Raw genomic sequence first — 22545 nt, forward strand, 5'->3', positions numbered from 1 at the left:
TGCGCTTTTTGTTTATCATTAGGGTAATAAATGGCCTGCAAGAGATCGCTAATGAAGTACTCCTTACTCACTATTCACTCATCGTTAAAATATACACTCCTGATGATAGGTTTACTTTTTGCCACAGCCAATTCAAATGCAGCTATTAGCTGGCAAACTATTAATAACAATATCCAATTTTTAAAACAACAGGACGATTTACGCTTTTACGACTCAAACCAAGTTTTGATTGAAGGCGCTGAATGCGCCCTACTTGTTGATACCAGCGGGAATTTTGCCGGTGTTGAACAACTAGTTGTTGAACTAAAAAAACGTCTTAAAACGCCTCTTTGTTATTTAGTTGCAACTCATTATCACGACGATCACTTACTGGGCATGGCGGTGGTTCAACACTACTATCCAAACGCTAAACTCATTACCCACCAGCAAGTGAGCGCTGATTTTAAAACCTATCAAAAAGCCTACATCGATAAACTCGACAGCTATGAAAAAAGCATTGAACTGAGTTATCAGCGTTTAGCTTCAATTCCCAAAGAAGAACAAACAGCATGGCGAGAAAAGCTAGAACTGGCTAAAGCACGACTTTTTCGCTGGCGCGAATATAAGCTTAATCCACCAAAAATAGCATTAGCAGTAAGTAAAACGCTTAATTTAGGGAACTTTGAGATAAATATCACACCACACAAAGCGCATACTACGGGTGATTTAACCATTACTACAAACAATGGGAGCACGTTAATTGGTGGTGATATTGTTGATTGGCTGCCTTACCCAGGCCACGGTGAACTTAAAAGCTGGCAAACGTTGCTTAAACAATACATAAGTAATGAAAAGCTATCACTCATTATACCAGGCCATGGTGATACTCTAAATAAACAACAACTTAAGCAACCACTGGCATTCTTAAATGCCCTGACTGAGCACGTCAAAAGTAATCAAAACCTAACAACTGAAGCACTCATAGAATCTTTTCCGCAAAATGTGCTTGCTCCTTATCAACAAGACACGCTAAACCAAAAGTCGAGCCAGTTTTTTTTACAAGCAGGACTCAATCGCGCTAAAAGCTCACAATAACCCAACACAACGGATTGTGTTAAAATAATAAAAGGAATTTATTCAAGTGATCACTATGCGCAGTTTGATATTATGCTTTTTAGTACTTTTTTTGTTTGGTTGTGAATCAACTGAGCAAAAGCAGGCAGAGGCACCTCAAATATTTACTCATTTTGAGCCTGATTACGCTAATCATCAAAACATAGATGAACCGATACCCCAAAAGCAACAAGCACTTCTTATTGAAGAACAAAGCACGCCACTAAAGGTTAAAAATAGAGTCGTAAAAAAGCGCCCACCAAAAACGACTGATTTATGGGTGCACATTGCTAACAACTTACACTTTACGGTTTATCAAAATCGGGCTTTAAAAAAGCGCATTAAGTGGTATCTAAAACAGCCTAAATACCTAACCACGGTAAGTAACCGTGCAGCACCCTATTTATACCACATTGTAAAAAAAATAGAGCAAAGAAACCTCCCTATGGAAATAGCGTTACTGCCTTTTGTGGAAAGTGACTTTAGACCTACCGCTGCCTCATCGCAGCAAGCTGTTGGCGTATGGCAACTTGTCGGTGCGACTGCGTATCACTTTGGTATAAAGTCAGATCAATGGTACGACGGACGCCAAGATGTACTTGCTTCAACCGATGCCGCGCTGGATTATCTGAGTTATTTACATAAACGCTTTAATGGTAACTGGCTACATGCATTAGCCGCCTACAATAGCGGTGAAGGACGCGTAAAGCGGGCCATAGAGAAAAATACAAAACGAGCAAAAAGCACTGACTTTTGGTCGCTAAGCTTGCCAAAAGAAACTGCTGATTACGTACCAAAATTACTCGCTTTAAGTTATTTAGTTAAGCATCCACAAAAAGGCATGAAGCAACCAAAACTTGCTTATAAACCACTCACCACACAAATGAATATAGGTCAGCAATTCGATTTTTCGGTTATTGCTAAGCTGTCTGGAATTGGCTCAAAGCAGTTGCATGCAATTAACCAAGGGTATTTAAAAAATCAAAGTTCGCCAAACGGACCACATACCTTACTACTGCCAATAGGCCAAGAGACACTTTTAAAAAGTCAGTTTTTTAAATCTAACTTTGCTGGTGAATACATAGTAAAGCAACACGATACACTTTATGGCATTGCAAAGCGTTATAGTATGTCGGTCAAAGCGCTTAAACAGCTTAATAACAAAGCCAATAACTTTATTGGTATAGGCGAAAAGTTATTGGTTGGGCAACCCAAAACCTTACCAAGCTCTTTAACCATAGATTACAAAATAAGCCCTTATTTAGAACCTCAAGAAGATATTGTCATCCCAACAATAGAAATAGACTACACCGTAAAAACCGGAGATAGCCTGTGGAGCATTAGCCAACTTTACGACGTACCACATAGCGATTTAGCTAAGTGGAATAAATTATCAGCCTCAAGTATTTTAAAGCCCGGCAGTCAGCTAGTACTTTTTATTCCTCAAGCTGAAAAACCTAAAGCCAAGCCAATCAAAAAAGACCTTCTGCTTGATCTGCAAAAAACACTAAATCAACCACGTTAAGTTTATAAACCAATCTATTTCGCGTAAAATCACGCCCTAACATTGTTATTATTGAAAGAGATCAGCATGCAAATTAGTAAAAATTCGGCAGTAGAGTTTCACTACACACTCAGTGAAGCAGGTGAGCAAATTGAAAGTAGTGTAAATGATGCACCACTTAGCTACATCCATGGCAGCGAAGGCATGCTTCCAGGTTTAGAAAAAGCCCTTGAAGATAAAAGTGCCGGCGATAAATTTAGTGTAACACTTGAACCAAGTGAATCTTATGGTGAGCGTGTTGATGACTTAATTCAACGCATTCCACTAAAGCATTTACAAGGCGATGTTAAAGTGTGGAAACCAGGTATGACCGCAATGGTTCAATCTAACCAAGGCCGTCATCAAGTGACTATTGTTAAAGTTGGTCGTTTTAATGCCGATTGTGACCTAAACCACCCATTTGCAGGTAAAACTCTAACATTTGATGTTGAAGTTGTATCGGTACGCGAAGCAACCAGCGAAGAAATTTCGCATGGCCATGTTCACGCTGAAGGCGGTTGTGGCCACGCTCACTAATTAGCGAAAAAGGAACAAGTATGTCAAAAGTTGCAATTGTAACAGGTGGTACAAAAGGGATTGGCCTAGCGGTAGTAAAACGCTTACTAACCAGTGGCTATGAGGTCCATAACCTTGATATCACACCAAGTGATGTAGGTGTTTTTCATCATTGCGATGTAAGTGATGTAGAGGCTGTCCGCCGCTCGATAAACACGATACATGAACAATCTCAACGTATTGACGTACTGGTTTCTAATGCTGGAAAACACTTAAGCGCAAATATAGAAAGCACTGATGAGCAAACGCTCGATGCGCTATTTGCGCTTAATGTAAAAGGCGCCTATGCGGCAGTACAAAGCGTACTCCCAACGATGAAGGCAAATAATGCGGGTTCTATTATATTAATAGCATCCGACCAAGCATTAATTGCCAAGCAAAATTCATTTGCCTACAACCTCACTAAACATGCCCTCGCCTCAATGGCAAAAACTACGGCACTTGATTATGCACGCTTTAATATTCGTGCTAATGCAGTGTGTCCAGGCACCATTGAAACCCCTTTATTTCATAACGCAATAGACGCTTACTGCGATAAAAGCGGTGCAAACAAAGCCGATATAGTGGCAGAGGAAGCCAGTCTTCAACCGCTAAACCGATTAGGTCAAGCCGATGAAGTAGCCGCTCTTGTGGGTTTTTTAGCAAGTGACGATGCAAGCTTTATTACTGGCAGCTTACAAAGTATTGATGGCGGCTATACAGCCCAATGAGTACAAATATAATTGACCCGCATGTTCATTTTTTTAATTTACTCGATGGTCAATACACTTGGCTACAAGGAAGTAACCCTCCTGCGTGGCCCAATTTAGAAAAAATAAAACGGCCTATTAGCGCACAACAACTTGCCAACAGTACCGACTTTAAATTAAAAGGCCTTGTACACATAGAAGCGGGCTTTGATAACTCAGCCCCAATTAAGGAGCTAAATTGGCTAAGTAAGCATTTAAGTGAAATGCCATTTAAAGCCATTAGCTTTAAACAAATAGATGCCCCTGCTGAGCAATTTAGTAATGCACTAAATGCGCTTGCTCATTCAAGCTTATGTGGCATTAGAGATATAACCGAAGGGGATGACGCAGTAAGGCTAAAAAGCCCTCGTTGTATTCATAATCTTGATTTATTAGCAGTAAACAAATTGCATTTTGAAGCGCAATTTGAGTTACACAATATTAGTGTGGCCAATCATATTGCTCACTGTGCGAAACAATTACCTCACCTACAAATTATTCTTAACCATGCAGGGTTGCCTGATGATTTGATCTCTTGGCAAAAAGGCGTTGAACTACTTGCCCAATATAGCAATATTGCTATTAAGTTTTCTGGCTTTGAATTATTAGACCTGACACAAGCACAACAAGAAAACTGCTTTAAGTGGCTTTTACAACATTTTGGCGAGCAGCGTATTATGTTTGCTAGTAACTTTCCGGTATGCCAAATAAACACGCATTACAATGCCCTATGGCATCAGCATTATGCGTTATGTAATAGCCATAGCCTTTGGCATAAGCTCAGCTACGCAAATGCAAAGCACTACTACCAAGTGTAAGTAAAAGTCGTTATATTTAAATTTTATTATGCTTAAAATGGCGTAGGTTTTATGAAAAACACATTATTCATTTCGAGCTTAGCCTTGTGCACTTTATTAAATGGCTGTGTATCGCAACACGCTGAACCCACTCCAAAATTACAACATGCATTACTTTTAGCGCCTAATCAAAACGCAGTTAACAAAGTAATCAATACCCTTATGAATATGCAAAATATAACGTTAGATGACGATGTATTTACAATAAACAGTGTGGTTACGCTGAGTAATTTAAACGAAAATAACATAATAAAAAGTCATCAGCTAAATCCACCCGACCAATTTGAACTGATGATAAAGAACGAACAATGCTTTATACGCCACGTAGATAGCAAAGCAACTCAAGAGCTCAAAGGTGTTGAGTGCGTAATTAACGAACAACCTTAATTTTGCTAATAAAAAGCCGGTAAGTGAATAGTCACTTACCGGCTGTTATAATAACAACATTATTTATTATTTTATTTCTACACGTTGCGACCGCATTACAATCTCATCGTTTAACTCAATACCCAAACCTGGCTCTTCAGATACTTCAAAAAAACCATTTTTAGGTTGTGGGTCTTGTAGACACAACTCGCGGTTCCACTTTTTAATTGCGTACGTGTGATGCTCATGAATTAAAAAGTTAGGAATAGCGGTTTCCAGGTGCAGTGATGCAGCCGTTGCAACTGGCCCACCACATACGTGCGCCTGAATGCGTACATCAAAAATATCAGCGTAATCACATACCTTTTTAGTTTCAGTAAAACCACCACATAAACCGATATCTGGCTGAAGCACGTCAATACTCTGATCTTCTAAATAAGGACGAACCCCCCAGCGGTTATACAAGCGCTCACCACCTGCAATTGGCACATTAACTTTATCTGCTACTTTGGCATGCAATGAGTGATTTAAGTAGTTCACAGGCTCTTCAAAGTACATACAATCAAATTCTTCGGCTATTTCACCAATTTGAATAGCAGATGTAGCACCCGGTAAACTATGGCATTCAAAAATAATATCCACTTCATCACCCACGGCTTCACGAATAGCTTGCATACGCGCGCGGTATAACTTCATTTCTGGGCGTGAAATAATATTAGTTCGGTCGTAATAGGTATTACCGTCTTTATCATATTGAATTGGATCTACCTTAACCGCATCGTAACCCTCAGCTATGGCTTTTAATGCTGCCTCTGCGTATTCTTGTGGCTGAACTAGCGCTTTAAATTCGCTATCCCAGTCAAACTGCAGTTGCGATGCATAAGTACGAAGCTTGTCGTTAACCTTACCACCAAGTAATTGATATACCGGTAACCCAAGCGCCTTACCTTTGATATCCCAAAGCGCAGTATCAATAGCACTCATTGCAGCGTACACAACGGGTCCACCACCTAAACCCCAAAAGCTTTCTCGTAACATGCGAGACCATAGCTTTTCGGTCTGAAAGGGGTCGTGCCCAATTAAAAAAGCATCTGCCATTTCTTTGATCATGGCGGCAGCTGCGCTATGACCTAAATCATAAGCAAGACCCGCCTCACCAACACCACTAATGCCTTCATCAGTATGAATGCGAACGAATACAGGTGTCCATGCTGGGCGCTCTGGACAATGAATATCAAATACTTCTACGCGATTTACCTTCATAAAAATTCCTTATTAACCTGTTAAGGTTATTTTGCAAAACTGGGATCAAGCCGATACGCTTTACGTAGCATAGCAGGCCAAGCAAGCTGGCCTCCGGTGCTGCCGCTATGAACCACATTGGCTTGATTATAAATATTGTCGATAATTGGTTGAGGCACGGGAATGACCTCTTGCGAACTAGCTTGCAGCGCTAATTGTATTTCGCAGGCGCGCTGTAAGTCGTAAAAACGCATAAATGCATCGCCTACAGTAGGGCCTACAGTTAACCCTCCATGGTTAACTAATAACATGTGATTAGTTGAGCCTAGATCATCCTGGAGGACTTTGCGCTCATCATCATTAACTGCAAGCCCTTCGTAACCGTGATATGAAAGCGACGGCAATGAAAACATAGAATACTGGCTCAATGGTAATAAGCCCTTTTTTTGCGTAGCCACAGCAATGGTTTCTTTGGTGTGCAGGTGAATAACGCAATGCGCATCTTCTCTTACTTCGTGTATTGCACTATGAATAGTAAAACCAGCAGGATTAATGCTAAAAGGAGTGTCGTCGATTATATTCCCGTTTAAGTCTACCTTAACCAAGTTTGACGCGGTTACTTCGTCAAATGTTAATCCAAAAGCATTAACAAGATAATGGTCAGTGCCCGGCAAACGCGCTGATAAATGCGTATAAATTAAATCTCCCCAGCGAAAGTGATCCACTAGCCGGTAACAGGCAGCAAGGTCGACACGAAGTTGCCACTCTTGAGCAGATACTTTATTTTTTAAATCGAGTTGGGGTAAATCAAACATAGTAAGCCTTTTAAAATACACACATAACAAGTGCGAATAGATGTTTAGAAGTCTAAAACACTCTGTTCTTTATAGCAATCAACAAACAAAAACAGCCACACGTGTGCGGCTGTTTTTTAAAGGGTGAATAACTGCTTTGAGTTATTTTACTTTAGATAAGTAGTCTGCAATAGCTTCAAACTCTTCGTCTGTTACTGTAGCAACCATTGCTTTCATCGCCATAGACATACCATTATTACGCGCACCCGACTTAATGTCTTTCATTTGTGCAACTAAATAATCTTTGTTTTGGCCATTAAGTTTAGGGTACATACCCATGATTGGTGCTTTACCATCTGCACCATGGCAGGTTTGACAATTTTTTGCAGTGTAAAGAGCGGCGCCATCGGCAGCAGCTGCATTAAACGAGAAACTTGCGGCTAAACTAATGCCCGCGCCTAGTATTAGTGTTTTCATCTTGCTCATTGTATTTACTCTTCTTTTTTGACGGTTAGAAAAAACTGTTCAATTGATTGTAGTCAACAATCAAATAAAAAGCATACGTTAGAAACGATGCTAGACGATCAACTTAATCCTACACTGCTAGCTCGTTTTATGCTCGTAATTAGTTTAGCAAATAAATATGAGCAGACGCTTAACTGATTGTTACCATACTAAATCGTCTGGCACTTCAAAATCTGCGTACGGATCGTCTTCATCTTTTGGTTTATTTTCAGCTTCAACATGAAAAACAATGTATTTTTCGTCAACTTCAGCCACCTTGCGAGCGGGTTCGTCTTCTAATACATAAAACTGCCCTTCTAGGACACAAATTGCTAAACGACCACCCGACAATGCTTTTTGAGTGTTTTCATTCACTTCAATACTTTTAACTTTTTTGTCGTAAGTAAAATTAAAGGTTCGCTCACCACGAATAGCATCTTGGTTGTTGTGCTCTAAAATTTGTTTAACGCGCGCTTCTTGCTCACGCTGTTTAAGGCTAACTTGGCGAACTTGGTTAAGCTCTTCTGCTTTTTTCTGCTGCTCAAGTTTAGTTTGTTGAATATGCTTTTGCAGATCACTAGGGTTACTTGTCGCCCCCTTTTTTTGTTTTTTTTGTTGCTTACGTTTTTCTGATTTAGCAACTTTAGCTTTATGCGATGTTGTTAATCCTGCTTGAAGCAATTGGTCTTGTAATGAACCCATGGCATTGTTCCAGTAAAAACTAATATTACGCTCATTTTAATCATCAACGCGTTTAAATAACAGTGCTATTGGTATTAATCTAACAAACTCCTTCATACTAAGCATGATATAAAACAATAATCGTACTTTTAATTATCAATTAGAGTTAACTTTCAATACAATTAAGTAGCCAACTAGCTAACTCATAAGCCAAATAATGCGCTTAATTCATCTACTTGCTTGCTCCATTGTTATATTTTTTGTGCTTTATGCACCTCAACCGTTACTGAACTTATTTGCGAGTGAATATAATGTATCGCCTGCCGTTGCTGGTAGCCTAATGACGGCAACTATGCTGCCACTCGCTATTGCACCATTAGTATACGGCTTGTTTTTAGCTAAACAGAATCCTTTAAAAATACTTCGTATTGCAATGATAGTACTGAGCCTTAGCTGCTTACTATTTATTTGGGTGCCTAGTTTTGAGCTCTTGCTGTTAGTAAGGTTTTTACAAGGCCTTACTCTTCCCGCAGCATTAACCGCCATGACCAGTTTCATAGGGATAAGCTTTAGCGCTGATACACTTCAAAAAAATATGACACTTTATATAGGCAGCAGTATTGCAGGTGGTTACTTTGGAAGAGTACTTGCTGCACTGTTTAGTGACTTATGGCATTGGCAAAGCTTTTATTACTTAATTGCTTTTATGCTTGTTTTTTTAGCCATATTAATAAAGCCCCAGAAATTCAACAACCTTAGCACCCATGCTCCAAAATCACCTCTAGATTACATCAAACAACTTAAGAAAGGTCCTGTCTTAAAAGTTTACAGCGCTGTGTTTTGTATGTTTTTTTGTTTTGCTGCTTTACTTAATTATTTGCCTTTTATACTGCAAAAAACATTTTTAATTACCAACACTCGTGATATCGGATTAGTTTATAGCGGCTATTTAATTGGTGCTTTGGCATCTATTGCGACGCCTTGGTTACTAAAAAAAGCACCTTCAGCTTGGCACGTATTAGCGGCGACTTTCATTTTTTATAGCCTTAGTATTGTTGCGCTAATAAGCCATCAGCTAAGCGTATTTTTAACTGCATTCACGCTATTTTGTGCGGCTATGTTTATTATTCATTCAACCGCAGCTCCACTGGTCAATCAAATAAGTAAAGCACCACCAAGCGTGACAAACGGAGGGTATGTCTCGTTTTATTACAGTGGCGGGGCTTGTGGCTCGCTATTACCGGGTTTAGTTTATCAACAGTACGGACAAACAGCATTTATGTTTACCTTACTTGTTGTTTGTTTGTGCGGCTTTTTTCTTATTACCTGGGCTTATCTTGACGGTAAAAACATGACACGCGGTTGATGACCCGTATGCTTAAAAAAGGTTTCTAGGTCTGATTTACTCAAAATCCATGTCAGCGTATTTTCAAAGGGGTGGCAGTGAAATAACTCACCAAACCAAATATCTTGATCTAACCATACTGTTACCGCATTTTGTTTATCGTTTAGTAGCGCAAGCATTGATACACATCCTGGTGCAACTTTTAAATAGGTTGCTAAACGTTCGCTTGAAGCGAACCCTAAACGCGACAAACCTTGCTGTTTAGAGAGCGCTTTTAGGTCCAACTGCTTATTGTGAGCTGTAATTACTAAAAAGTGACGTTTACCTTCGTTATCACGCAAAAATAAATTTTTTAAACGGGTACCTGGGCGTTCAAGCAGTAATTCATCCGCTGCTAAGCTAGTATGTAAAGGTGGGTGTTCGATAACATCGTAATTAATATTTAAATGCGCTAAACACACCTCTAATTTTGTTTTGTCCGCTAACATAGTTACAAACAACGCCCTCTTAATTGCACGCTTAAATCTCGCCACAGAACGTCTGTTATTTCATGATTATTAGCGCAGTATTCACGCGTTGTAAGCTCTTGCTTTAATAATTCAACGGCCTGGTCTTCTAATTTTAGCTTTAACACACTCGACTCTTCAAAGTGTTCTTGCTCAATATATTCCTTAACTTCACTGCGAGAAGGTCTGTTATTACGTCCACGATCGAGATTAAAGTTCTCACGATGCTTAGCTTTAACCGATACAACATAAGCAAATACATTATTTCCTTGCTCATCTTGTTTTTCAAAAAACTGTTTGTTGTTTATTTCAAAAGGCGGCTCTTCATTTGATGCACAACCCGAAAGTAAAACCATCAGTACCAAAACGCTTTTTTTCATTATTTTCTGTCGTTTTAATGAGTAATTAAGCCGAGTCTATCAAAAATTCATCTAAACTGTGAAAATTAGCGAAAAAATACTTGACCAAATTTATAAAAAAACTTAAAGTTCGTCCCGCTTGGAACTCAGCAGCCAAGCGTTTATGTTATGCATAAACTAGGAATGTGGGGCTATAGCTCAGCTGGGAGAGCGCCTGCCTTGCACGCAGGAGGTCAGCAGTTCGATCCTGCTTAGCTCCACCACTTTCCTACTCCTTCCTTAAATATATTCTTTACTTCAAAAACACCCTAATTCATTCATTTTATTTTGTTTTTCATTTATCTCTATTATCTTGAGTCTTTATCAATTATTAGCTATACATACTTGTATATCTATTAATGCCTTAGGTAAATCATGGACTCTCCAAAACGCTCAACACTTAAAAAACTTGCAGCTATAGGCTTAACTGCAGGCGCTATAACCCATGTTCCTTATGTTTTTGCTCGTAACAAGGTCACAATAAGAGTGCTTGGCACACATGTAACCTTACAGGACGCAATTCGTAAGCAAGCCATGAGTGATTTAGGCATTAAGATTGAATTTACGCCCGCTGGTAGTGCCGCTGTTTTGCAAAGAGCCTCAATGGACCCCAGCTCATTTGATTTATACGAGCAGTGGTCAAACAGTATTAATGTGTTGTGGAATGCAGGCTCAATACAACCCATAGAAAAAAAACGCCTTACTTATTTTAACGAAATAAATAGCCTTACAAAAACAGGAAAGTTATCAGAAGATGCCAATATTGGTGCAGGTGACGCTCCCTTTAAAATATTAAACGTACAACCCGATGGCACACTCAGTGAGCAAGAAAGCGACTTAATAAGCTTTTTACCCTACGTGCACAATGTAGACTCCTTTGGTTATAACACTAAATTTATTAAACCCGGAATTGCCTATGAAACTGAAAGTTGGGGATGGTTACTGGATGAGCAACACAGAGGAAAAGTAGGTATTGTAAATGCGCCTACTATTGGTTTATTTGACTTAGCGCTTGCTGCTAAAGCTAAAGGGCTTGTGAAAATTAACAATATAGGGGCAATGACTCGTATTGAATTGGATAACTTATTTAAGGTACTACTTGAGCTCAAACGCCAAGGCCACTTTAGCGGTTATTGGAACTCAGTGCCTGAATCTGTTCAGTATATGAAAGATGAACGCGTTCATATTGAAAGTATGTTTTCTCCTGCGGTATCTGCGCTAAATGGCCAAGGCATAAATGTGCGCTTTGCAGCACCTAAAGAAGGCTACAGAGGCTGGCATGGTGTAATGTGTTTGTCATCACAAACGCATGATAGTGTGAAAGATGCTTCTTACGATTATATGAATTGGTGGTTATCTGGCTGGCCAGGTGCGTTTATTGCTCGCCAAGGTTATTACATAAGCAATCCGCAGCGTTCTAAACCATTACTTTCACAGAATGAATGGGACTATTGGTATGACGGCAAAGTCGCAAGCACTGATTTACTAGAAACAAATGGCAATATTGCTGTAAGAAAAGGCGAGCAAAGAAATGGCGGAAGCTATACTAAGCGCTTCAGCAACGTTGCAGTATGGAATACCGTTATGCCAACCTACGACTACAGTTTACAAAAGTGGTATGAGTTAATAAGTCGCTAATGCGTTCTATTAAATCAAAAATAATTGCGACCTTAGCGGTACTAGCTGGACTGCTTCTTTTACAAAGTTATTTATTTAACCACTTGCAAGAGTCGTTAACCAGCTTACAAAACATTCAAAACAATGCTATTAGTAAAAGTGAAGCTGTCGTAAAGCTGGAAAGAGATGTCATCGCCTTACAAAGTCATGCCGTTGCATTTATTGATGACGCTAATAAAAATAATATTGCAAAGTTTAAAACATATTTAGACCAAGCAAATATTCATTTAGGGCAATTAACATTAAACACGCTAGACAAAACCCCTGAATATAAAAATATGCTTACTCGCCTCAGCGAGCACCTAAAAAACTATGAAACAACATTTGAAAAAGTAGTTATTAACAGACAAAAGCGCGAGCAAATATACTCATCTGGATTTAAACAGCCCATTGAAGAGCTACAAAAAAAGGTAATGGCACTTGAGTCACTATCAAATGAAGATAAAAAAATTCTCTACAATGATATTTTACTAACCATTAGTAACCTTAAGCATGCAGCTGTCAGCTACCTTTATAAACCTAATTTTGATGAAGCTCAAAATGTGAAGCAAAATCTAGAGTTTTTGCACACAAAAATTAACCGTATGTCAGCTATTAATGACTCCTTGCTTGATAAAACAATTAATCTTAAAAAAACACATAACCAACTAATACTGCTAACACGTAGTTACACCTACTCTGTGAATGTTGTGCTGACAGGGATCGAAAACGAACTTTTATACCTAACTAATAAAATTAAAAGCGCTGAAGAAGAAAAATTAAATTTGGTTAAGTCGCAATTTAATAGTGAATTAACGAAAAAAACCAAGCAAAGCAGCCTATTTACCTTTCTAATTCTGATTATTATTTTGCTGCTTTGTTATTTTATTGTTGCTTTTGTTATTAAACCCCTATCACAGCTTACCTTGCTACTTAATAGTATGAATGAAGGTGAGCCAATTACACTAAAAAATAAGCATACAAAGCTGAGCGAAATTGCATCTGTGTTAAAAGCGGCTAATACACTTTATTTAAAAAGTGAGGAAACGAAGCAATTACTTGATGAAACACGCGCTTTAAATGTAAAAATGGAAGCCATGAATACAGAGCTTACTCAAGCAATAGAGGAAACAAACAAGGCTAATAAAACAAAAATTGATTTTGTGGCTAATATGAGCCATGAACTTCGCACACCAATGAACGGCATATTGGGTATGCTTCAACTCTTACAAAGTAGTGAAATGCCCGCAAAGCAGGAGCAATACGCTAAAAAAGCGTTTTCCAGCGCGCAAAGTTTACTGCAAGTTTTAAACAATATTTTAGACTTTTCAAAACTCGACTCTAATAACGTCAAACTTGAGAAAATCCCTTTCACACTCGATACGATCGTATCTAACGTCCAAGATTTATTTTCGATTAATGCACAACAAAAAGGACTAGCTCTAAATTGTGTTGTGCATGCCGACAGACACCTGACTCTGTTGGGCGATCCTATACAGCTAAATCAAATAATTAATAATTGCATTGGTAATGCCATTAAGTTTACCGATAAGGGTGAGGTGTCATTAACCATAGAAGTCATTTTTCAAAAAGAAAACAAAGTACAGTTGCGCTTTAGCATTAGTGATACCGGAATTGGTATGACGCAAGCCCAATCTGATAGGGTGTTTGAATCATTTGCTCAAGGCGACTCAAGTACAACAAGAAAGTACGGAGGCACAGGGCTTGGCCTAGCGATTAGCAAACAGCTAACCAAATTATTAGGTGGTGACATACAAGTAAAAAGCGAACTTGGCAAAGGAAGTGAGTTTTTATTTACTCTTCCATTTACCATTGCTGAGCAGCGCGCTGCTCACACTAATAACAAAAAGGCCCCTTTACCTGCAACAGTAGACCTGCCAAAACTAGCGGCCTATCAGGCACTTGTTGTAGATGATAATAAACTTAACCAAGAAATAACCTCTGCAATGCTAAGTAAATTTGATCTTAATACAACAATTGCAAACGATGGACGAGACGCTATAGATAAAGTATCGGCTCAACATTTTGATATTGTATTTATGGATATACAAATGCCCCATATGGACGGCCTTGAAGCAACAAAACAACTAAGAGCTAAAGGCTACAATATGCCTATTATTGCTTTAAGTGCTGCTGTAGAGCCCAGAGATAAAAAAGCAGCCGCTGATGCAGGTATGGATGACTTTTTGGTTAAACCCATTGTATTTGACGCGCTTTACGAAAGCTTAGATAAACACCTAAAAAGTAGAGATAATTTGCAAACAATAAATTTAGTAAAAGCAAAGCAAAACGTTGATAACAATGAAACTTTACTCATGACATTGCTTACTCGGTTTATAGATGGTAATAATAACTTTTCAGCGAAGGCTGATTTATTAATAAACAATAATGATGTTGCTACTTTAAAGCGAACGGTGCATACACTGAAGGGGTTAGCGGGTACATTAGGGCTAGAGAAGCTGCAAAAGTGTGCATTAGAGACTGAAAAAGCACTACTTGAGGAAAGTTCGCTTAATATAGATTTATTAAAAGAAAATTTGGCAGCAACGCTTTTTTCTATTAAAGAATTATTAGCGACACTCAATTTGGAAAATATAGAGCCGAAACGACACAATCTCGAAGATGAGCTGGTAGTGATAAATGAGATTCACTCACTAGCATTAGCGTCTCGTCCTATCCCAAACGACCTAAAAAGGCATTTAGAAGCGAATAGCTATGATACTGAACACGGCTTATCAAAACTAATAGAGGCGATTAATAATTTCGACTATCCGTCTGTAATTTCGATTATTGACACATATAAAGCAGACACAAAGCATTAATGATTGAGTGATTCAGAATTTAAATACTATGTAAAAAGGATTAACAGTGCATTTAACTCATTCCACCACAAATAAAAGTGAACAAAAAGCGCAGCGACAAAAACCTTTAATTCTAATTGTTGATGACGAACCAAGTAACTTACATGTTTTGGTAGAAGGACTTTCAACCGACTACGATGTTCGAATATCGACAAGTGGAGAACAAGCACTAACGTTTATTGAGTCTACCCGCCCAGATTTAATTTTACTCGACATAATGATGCCGGGAATGAATGGTTATGAAGTGTGCACTATACTAAAAGGGAAACCCAAAACAAAAGGCATTCCCATCATCTTTGTTACGGCGCTTACAGAAGAAGAGTCTGAAGAAAAAGGCTTTGCTATGGGCGCCATAGATTATATTCACAAGCCTTATAAATTAGCCTTGGTCAGAGCTCGCATTCGTACACATATAACAGCACAAGGTATGCTAGACCGATTAATAGAGAAAAACTTTGACCTACATGACAAGCTGCTTGAAATAGAATCTTTAGCAATGGAGCTGGATGTTAGAGAAAAAGAATTAAAGCAGTTATCATCTAAACATCAACTCTTTTTTCACGCACTAACGAGTACAGCTGACGGTGTTGTGATAACTAACAGTACAGGCAAAATAATCGCGGTTAATCCTTCTTTTTGCCGCATCACGGGTTACGATGAAGCTGATTCGTTGAATATGCATATTCACGATATCAAACAAAATAACCAGCCAAATATAAACTTTGAACAAGTATGGCAACACGCAAGTGAAGCCGGCTACTGGAGTGGTGAGTTAGTTACCCGACGCAAAAGTGGTGAGTTATACCCTGAATTGCTAACGTTGAGCCTTGTAAAAAATGAACACGATACCAACGATCACTACATCGGTGTATTTAGCGATATATCAAGCCTAAAAGTGACCCAGGAGCGAATAGATTACTTAACTTGGCATGACGAATTAACCGCCCTACCTAACCGTAACAGCTTCTTAAAGCAGTTAGAACAGCAATTACAAAGCTGTTCCACTGACAAAAATTTTGCCTATATTTTTATTATCGATGTAGATGGGTTTCACTCGTTTAATGATGGAATGGGCCTGCTAGCCGGTGACCATGTCCTAAAAGAACTAACTAAGCGTATCCATACAAATACTGATAATAATGATATTATTGCTCGCTTGGGAAGCGATGCCTTTGCAACGTTGTCTGTCCTAGATAAAGGCATTGGCAGAGCAAGAGCTCAAATTATTGCAGAGAAAAAAGCACAAGAAATTCTTACATCCGTAAGACTGCCTTTTTTTGTTGATTTAAAGGAAGTTAGCCTAACAGTAAGTATTGGTATGTACATATTCCCGCAACATGGGCAATGGGAAAGCGCTATCGAGACTATCAGAAACTGTGAAGCTGCCTGCTATAAAGCAAAAGAGAAAGGGGGCAACCGAGTTACATTTTTTGACACCTCATTTGGTGAACAAGCAAAAAGACGTTTCGAAATTGAGCAAGACCTACGTAAAGCAATCGCTTATAACGAGTTATCACTTCATTTACAGTCTCAATATGATAGTGATCAAATTTTAAAAGGAGCTGAGGTTTTACTTCGTTGGAAACACACAACGAAAGGCTTTATTAGCCCCAGTGAGTTTATTTCTATTGCGGAAGAGTCTGACGTTATTTATGACTTAGATTGCTGGGTATGTGAAAATGCCTTAAAAACATTAGCTAAGATTAATCAAACACACCCTCACTTAAGTTTATCAATAAACATAAGTGGTCGACATTTCCACGAGCCACGCTTTTTAGCCTTTTTAGTTGAACAGCTAACAATTAATAATGTTATTGCGTCGCAACTCACTATAGAGATTATTGAAGGTACGCTACTAAATAATATGGACTCTGCTATTGAAGCTGTGCATAACCTCAAAAAGTTGGGTGTAAAAGTATCAATTGATGATTTTGGAACTGGCTATTCAAGCCTCACATATTTAAAGCAATTACCAATTCAAGAGCTTAAAATAGACCGTTCTTTTGTGCTCGAAGCGCCAACAAATAAAAATGACAAACTAATAATAGATATGATTGTGAGTTTGGGACGTTTATTTGAATTAGACGTTGTTGCAGAGGGTGTCGAAAACCAATCACACTTCGATTTACTACAGGAATACCCGGAGGTGATACTACAGGGTTATCACTTGCATAAACCTGAGCCAGTAAACGATTGGCTAGCTAAATTAAAGTGATTTTCATCAAAAATAAAAAGCCGAGCTATGCTCGGCTTTTGTAAAATTAATATAAAATTTATTCGCGAACTTGGCCTTCGCCATTCACTAAATATTTTTCTGTTGTGAGTGATTCAAGCCCCATAGGGCCATACGCATGAAGCTTAGATGTAGCAATGCCAATCTCTGCACCCAATCCTAACTGTGAACCATCAGAAAAACGAGACGATGCATTCACCATCACAACTGACGCATCTACACTACGTTGAAATAACTCAGCTGCGGCTTGGTTTTTAGTACAAATCACTTCTGTGTGATTTGAGCCAAATTGAGCAATATGATCAACAGCGGCTGAAAACGTAGGTACTACGCGTATCGCGATTTCTAAATCTAGGTATTCTTCACCAAACTCATCATCAGCTAAAACAGTTGCATCATCAAAGTATTTGGCAGCAAAGCTATCTGCATTGATCTTTACACCTTCTTGACGAAGTACTACCGCACATAAGTTTAGGAACTCATCTGCGATATCTTCATGTACAACCAAACCTTCAAGTGCATTACATACACCCGTTCGTTGTGTTTTACCATTAAGTAATAAATTAATCGCAACCTCTAGGTCTGCGTCTTTATCGACATACAAATGACATACGCCTTTGTAATGCTGAATAACAGGAATGGTACTGTTCTCGGTAACAAAGTTAATCAACCCCTCACCGCCACGAGGAATGATTAAATCGATGCTATCACGTTGCTGCATCAACTCCATAAGAAGTGCACGATCGGGATCTGGAATAACCGAGATTAATGAAACGGGTAAGTTGTGCTTTTCAAGTACACTGTGCATTACACTGGCAATCGCTTGTGAGCTTTTGAGCGCCTCTTTACCACCGCGTAAAATAACGCCATTACCCGATTTAAAGCACAAAGCACCAGCGTCTGCGGTCACATTAGGGCGTGCTTCATAAATCATACAAACAACACCAAGTGGTACGCGCATTTTACGAATTTTAATACCATTAGGTCGTTCGGTGATTTCACGAAGCTGACCCACTGGATCATCCAGGCTTACTATAACTTCTATCCCTTCAGCCATCGATTCTATGCGCTCATCATTCAGAGTTAGACGATCAACCATTGCCGCAGGCAAATTGTTGTCGCGCGCAGCGCTTAAATCACTTTCGTTTTCTTGAATTATAAATGCTTTTTGCTCTCTTAATGCCGCAGCCATTTCTGTTAACACTTGGTTTTTTGTCTCGGTGTCGAGTAAAGCAAGTGTATTTGCAGCTTTAGCTGCCTGACGCGAAATATCCGTAATTAAACTCATGACTTCTCCAATAATGCGATATCTTTTTCTGAAATAACAGGTCCAATAGAATCCTGCATTTTTTCACTAAATTCACTTTGTTCGTTGTCTGCAATGAAATTCAACAAACAACTACTGTAATTTGCGGTCGCTTTAGCTAAACGCGTACCATCTTCACTTCTAACGAGTATGGTGTCGCCAATTGCAAACTCACCATGTACTTCAACAATTTCATCGCCGCGAATTATGCCTGTTTCACCTTCGATTGATTCATCAAATGTTCCATCTACCACAACTTCACCTTGCTCATTCGCGGTGTGTGTCATCCAATGCACCGAATCTTGCATTGGTTTTTCGTATGGTAAAAATATTGTTCCAGGGTTGTCACCCTCTAATAAACGATTAAATGTCTCTTCTTTAAAACCATTAATTATATATGTTGCGATTCCGTGTGATGTTGCTTTTTCTGCCGCTTCTATTTTAGTTTTCATACCGCCAGTACCTACCGCGCTAGTAGCACATCCTGCCATGGCGTAAATGGAATCATCAATTGATTTTATTTCAGGTAATAAAACAGCATCGTCATGAAGATTTGGGTTTTTATCGTATAAACCATCTACGTCTGAAAAAATGAGTAAAGCGTCTGCATCAGCGGCTGCTGCAACCATTGCTGATAAATTATCGTTGTCACCTACTTTAAGGTCATCGGTAGTTACCGCATCATTTTCATTAATGATAGGTAAAACACCATGCTCTAATAATGTAAACACGGTTTCACGAATACTTTGATAACGCTCTCGGTCGCGCAAGTCACCATGAGTGAGCAAAAGCTGGGCAGATGGAAAATCAAAAAAGCGGTCCCACATAGCAATCATTTCAGTTTGACCAGCGGCGGCCATTGCTTTTTTTAATACAACTGAACGAGGTTGATCTGATGGAAATAGATGCGAACCTGCCGCAACAGAACCTGATGAAACTAAAATCACTTCAATGCCGCGAGCACGACAACGAACAATAAACTGTGCGATAGTAAGTATGTAACGAGAACGACAACCGTCTTGATCTGGAGCAATAAGTGCGCTACCTACTTTTAAAACAATGCGTCGCCAATTTAACTTTTGCATAAGTCTTCTACTTTCCATTTTATCTGTGCTCAGTGTTAATGAGCTAAACTAAATAGCTACCAATATATGTAGCTTCGAATTTGTGTTTTTTGGCAACACTTTTAAACACACACAAGAAAGCCAAAATCTAAAAGCAAGGCTTTAAATTTAAGCTCAGATATAAAAAGCAGATACCTTGCAATGAAAGTAATGCCTATAAGAAAGTTTAAAAAGTGTTGTTTATGCATCGCTGTAAAAAGCCTTGGTGACTTTTTTATTAACAACATACATAGAGCCTCTAAAGTCTGGTACACCAACAGATAGGGTGAAGACTAAAGGACCGAGATTTAACCGCCACGATGGGGGTTAAACATTGAAAGATATCAATTCAACTCAAACTTTAAATGCTTGAGATAAACCGTATCAAGTAATTAAATAAATTATATTTTAGACGTTCAAATACTGAACTAGCTTCTAAATAACGATTATACCTAGCAAATATGACCGTAACATTAACGACGAATTTATTTCCCAGATAATTTAATTAGATACCTAATTATTCGAACTCGAAGTATAATACGCTAAATTAGGTCGTAAGATCAAGGCTAAAATTCAAACGACCACATTGAAAAGCGTTTAGTAACAAACTTTTTTACCTTCAAATCATGAAGATAGAAGGTGTTATTGATAATTTATAAAATATTTAGCAACGCTAACCATAATTAATACGTACTAATATTTTGTTAGCGGCTAAAATTAAATAGTAATAGTTGATTTTCCCGTGTATACCCCTTTAATAACAACTAAAATCGTTATACTTTAAATAAAATCATAATAAGGAATTCTTAATCTATGTCAGCAATTTACATAGCCGGTATCGCACTCTGCTCAGTGCTTGCCCAATGGGTAGCGTGGGCATTTAGAGTACCCGCTATTCTTTTTTTATTGCTCACTGGCCTGTTACTTGGGCCATTTAGTGGTGTTTTAGACCCTGATGCACTTTTAGGCGACTTACTCTTCCCTGTCGTATCATTAAGTGTGGCTGTTATTTTATTTGAAGGCGCCCTTACCCTTCACTTTAGGGAGTTAAAGGGAATTGGTAAAGTAGTCAGAAACCTATGCTCCATTGGTATGATTGCAACCTGTGTTGTAATTAGTTTAAGTGCCTATTGGTTACTTGAGCTCAATTGGCGGGTTGCTGCTGTGCTCGGCGCAGTGCTTGTGGTAACAGGCCCGACAGTAATAGCGCCTTTACTAAACTCCATGCGCCCTACACAAGACATAGACCGCATTCTACGCTGGGAAGGGATTGTTATTGACCCTATCGGGGCATTGTTTGCTGTACTGGTATTTGAAGCAGTAATGTTAGTAGGCCAAGGCGAGGTACTAAGCCATACTATTGTTGCTTTAGTTAAAACTGTTGGAGTTGGTCTAACAATAGGGGTAGCAGCAGGCTGGGTTACAACTCAATTAATGCGCCGAGAATGGTTGCCATTTGAATTACATAAGTTTGGTATTTTAGCACTGGTATTAATTAGCTTTTCTGTATCAAACTACTTAAGCCATGAGTCAGGCTTATTGGCCGTAACGGTATTTGGTATTTGGCTTGCGAATCAAGATGACCTAGAAATAGACTCTGTTTTAGAGTTTAAAGAAGACTTGTCGATGATTCTTATATCAACGCTTTTCATCTTACTCGCAGCCCGTTTGCAGCTTTCCGACTTAATGATGTTAGACAGTGATGTATTTATTTTTTTAGCGATTGTGTTATTCGTAGCACGCCCTTTATGTATTGCTATCTCTACCTTTGGTACCGACTTACCAATTAAATCTCGCTTAGTACTCGCCTGGATTGCGCCAAGGGGTATTGTAGCAGCCGCTGTTGGTTCGGTGTTTGCACTTAGCATGATGGAAGCGGGTGTGGCTGATGCAGAAAAAATGGTTCCACTTATTTTTACAGTTATCATTATAACTGTTGTACTACAAAGCCTAACCGCAATCCCTGTGGCTAAGTTACTAGGTGTACGTCAACCATCACCTAATACTATTTTAATTATTGGGGCTAACCATGTGTCACGTGCAATAGGGCGAGGTTTAAAAGAGCAAAATATTCCTGTTCACCTTTCAGATCCTGCTTGGGAAAACTGCAAAATGGCACGTATGGATGGCTTGCCTTGCTATTATGGTAATCCGCAATCAGAGCATGCTGAACGATACTTACCGCTTACAACTATCCGAAGTGTTTTAGCGCTTTCACCAAACAGGCATCACAATGCATTAGGTGTGCAGTATTTTTCACATTTACTCAATGAAAAAAACGTGTTTTCGCTACGCTCATCAACAACACACGCTAAAGCTAATAAAGACAGTGCGACCTTTTTATCGCGTCAAATATTATTTGGGGATGAAGGTTCGTACGCTCGCTTAAGCAGTGTCATTGCTAAAGGTGGAAAAGTAAGTGCTACACGTATTTCAGATGAGTTTAGCTGGGAGCAATACTTAGAAATGAACCCTGAGGCTATCCCTTTATTTATTCTTAAAGGAGATAAAGACAACGATGACGATACACCAGCTAAAGTAACACCATTCACACTTAATATGGACAAACCGCCTCAAGAAGGTGAGCGTATTGTTGCACTGCACCCCCCAAAAATGTCGTTATTAAAAGACCCTCAACCTAAAGACAAAGAATAAAGTTAACTAAAATAATGCTCACAAAAAAGCCCTAATTTTATTAGGGCTTTTTTCTAAATGTACAGCAACTCGCTTAAT

At 38.9% G+C, this 22545-nt stretch carries 19 protein-coding genes and 1 tRNA gene; 12 read left to right on the plus strand and 8 right to left on the minus strand.

Features of this window, described 5'->3' with window-relative positions; all coding sequences use genetic code 11:
* Window positions 1-51: 51 nt before the first annotated feature.
* The 6 genes from ATS72_RS09895 (at window position 52) to ATS72_RS09920 (ending at window position 5183) form a co-directional block, all read left to right on the plus strand.
* On the plus strand, window positions 52-1074 hold the full coding sequence (locus ATS72_RS09895; protein ID WP_058429628.1) for an MBL fold metallo-hydrolase: 1023 nt from the start codon (window positions 52-54) through the stop codon (window positions 1072-1074).
* 55 nt (window positions 1075-1129) lie between these two features.
* On the plus strand, window positions 1130-2617 hold the full coding sequence (locus tag ATS72_RS09900) for a LysM peptidoglycan-binding domain-containing protein (protein ID WP_058429627.1): 1488 nt from the start codon (window positions 1130-1132) through the stop codon (window positions 2615-2617).
* 66 nt (window positions 2618-2683) lie between these two features.
* Entirely contained in the window at window positions 2684-3172 is a 489-nt protein-coding gene (locus ATS72_RS09905) for an FKBP-type peptidyl-prolyl cis-trans isomerase (RefSeq protein ID WP_039037967.1), read from the plus strand.
* A gap of 20 nt (window positions 3173-3192) precedes the next feature.
* A complete protein-coding gene (locus ATS72_RS09910; protein ID WP_058429626.1) occupies window positions 3193-3921 on the plus strand; it encodes an SDR family NAD(P)-dependent oxidoreductase in 729 nt (242 codons plus the stop codon).
* A complete protein-coding gene (locus tag ATS72_RS09915) occupies window positions 3918-4757 on the plus strand; it encodes an amidohydrolase family protein (RefSeq protein WP_058429625.1) in 840 nt (279 codons plus the stop codon). The genes ATS72_RS09910 and ATS72_RS09915 overlap by 4 nt, the downstream gene beginning before the upstream one ends.
* Before the next feature lie 51 nt (window positions 4758-4808).
* The gene (locus ATS72_RS09920; protein ID WP_058429624.1) at window positions 4809-5183 is read left to right on the plus strand and encodes a hypothetical protein; all 375 of its coding nucleotides are present in this window, start codon (window positions 4809-4811) and stop codon (window positions 5181-5183) included.
* A gap of 66 nt (window positions 5184-5249) precedes the next feature.
* On the opposite strand, the gene ATS72_RS09925 is transcribed toward ATS72_RS09920, so the two are convergent.
* The 4 genes from ATS72_RS09925 to ATS72_RS09940 form a co-directional block, all read right to left on the minus strand.
* On the minus strand, window positions 5250-6425 hold the full coding sequence (locus ATS72_RS09925; protein WP_010556678.1) for a mandelate racemase/muconate lactonizing enzyme family protein: 1176 nt from the start codon (window positions 6423-6425) through the stop codon (window positions 5250-5252).
* A gap of 26 nt (window positions 6426-6451) precedes the next feature.
* Window positions 6452-7219 carry a class II aldolase/adducin family protein gene (locus ATS72_RS09930; protein ID WP_006791222.1) on the minus strand — a complete coding sequence of 256 codons (768 nt, stop codon included), beginning with the start codon at window positions 7217-7219 and terminating at the stop codon, window positions 6452-6454.
* A gap of 141 nt (window positions 7220-7360) precedes the next feature.
* Window positions 7361-7684, minus strand: a complete 324-nt coding sequence (locus ATS72_RS09935) for a c-type cytochrome (RefSeq protein WP_008128263.1) — start codon at window positions 7682-7684, stop codon at window positions 7361-7363.
* Between the two features lie 180 nt (window positions 7685-7864).
* Window positions 7865-8404 (minus strand): DUF2058 domain-containing protein, encoded by a 540-nt coding sequence (locus ATS72_RS09940; RefSeq protein WP_006791224.1) that lies wholly within the window; start codon window positions 8402-8404, stop codon window positions 7865-7867.
* A 196-nt stretch (window positions 8405-8600) separates the two neighbouring features.
* On the opposite strand from ATS72_RS09940, the gene ATS72_RS09945 reads away from it, so the two are divergent.
* Window positions 8601-9749, plus strand: coding sequence for an MFS transporter (locus tag ATS72_RS09945; protein WP_058429623.1), 1149 nt, complete (start codon window positions 8601-8603; stop codon window positions 9747-9749).
* Here ATS72_RS09945 and ATS72_RS09950 read toward each other — a convergent pair.
* Window positions 9716-10216 (minus strand): prolyl-tRNA synthetase associated domain-containing protein, encoded by a 501-nt coding sequence (locus tag ATS72_RS09950; protein ID WP_058429622.1) that lies wholly within the window; start codon window positions 10214-10216, stop codon window positions 9716-9718. The two genes, ATS72_RS09945 and ATS72_RS09950, sit on opposite strands and share 34 nt — an antisense overlap.
* A gap of 2 nt (window positions 10217-10218) precedes the next feature.
* The gene (locus tag ATS72_RS09955; RefSeq protein WP_058429621.1) at window positions 10219-10614 is read right to left on the minus strand and encodes a hypothetical protein; all 396 of its coding nucleotides are present in this window, start codon (window positions 10612-10614) and stop codon (window positions 10219-10221) included.
* A gap of 166 nt (window positions 10615-10780) precedes the next feature.
* Between ATS72_RS09955 and ATS72_RS09960 the strand changes: the two genes are divergently transcribed.
* From ATS72_RS09960 to ATS72_RS09975, 4 genes are all read left to right on the plus strand, one after another.
* A tRNA-Ala gene (locus tag ATS72_RS09960) sits at window positions 10781-10856 on the plus strand.
* Between the two features lie 151 nt (window positions 10857-11007).
* On the plus strand, window positions 11008-12270 hold the full coding sequence (locus ATS72_RS09965) for an ABC transporter substrate-binding protein (RefSeq protein ID WP_058429620.1): 1263 nt from the start codon (window positions 11008-11010) through the stop codon (window positions 12268-12270).
* On the plus strand, window positions 12270-15131 hold the full coding sequence (locus tag ATS72_RS09970) for an ATP-binding protein (RefSeq protein WP_058429619.1): 2862 nt from the start codon (window positions 12270-12272) through the stop codon (window positions 15129-15131). Before ATS72_RS09965 ends, ATS72_RS09970 begins: the two co-directional genes overlap by 1 nt.
* A 46-nt stretch (window positions 15132-15177) precedes the next feature.
* Window positions 15178-17385 carry a two-component system response regulator gene (locus tag ATS72_RS09975; protein WP_058429618.1) on the plus strand — a complete coding sequence of 736 codons (2208 nt, stop codon included), beginning with the start codon at window positions 15178-15180 and terminating at the stop codon, window positions 17383-17385.
* Between the two features lie 58 nt (window positions 17386-17443).
* On the opposite strand, the gene ATS72_RS09980 is transcribed toward ATS72_RS09975, so the two are convergent.
* The gene (locus ATS72_RS09980; protein WP_006791231.1) at window positions 17444-18691 is read right to left on the minus strand and encodes a glutamate-5-semialdehyde dehydrogenase; all 1248 of its coding nucleotides are present in this window, start codon (window positions 18689-18691) and stop codon (window positions 17444-17446) included.
* The gene (proB, locus tag ATS72_RS09985; RefSeq protein WP_006791232.1) at window positions 18688-19794 is read right to left on the minus strand and encodes a glutamate 5-kinase; all 1107 of its coding nucleotides are present in this window, start codon (window positions 19792-19794) and stop codon (window positions 18688-18690) included. Before proB ends, ATS72_RS09980 begins: the two co-directional genes overlap by 4 nt.
* An 831-nt stretch (window positions 19795-20625) precedes the next feature.
* Between proB and ATS72_RS09990 the strand changes: the two genes are divergently transcribed.
* Complete coding sequence (locus ATS72_RS09990; protein WP_006791234.1) at window positions 20626-22467, plus strand: cation:proton antiporter; 1842 nt, start codon at window positions 20626-20628, stop codon at window positions 22465-22467.
* Window positions 22468-22545 lie beyond the last annotated feature (78 nt).

Origin of the sequence: Pseudoalteromonas sp. 13-15 (assembly GCF_001468205.2) — a bacterium.
GTDB lineage: Bacteria > Pseudomonadota > Gammaproteobacteria > Enterobacterales > Alteromonadaceae > Pseudoalteromonas > Pseudoalteromonas marina.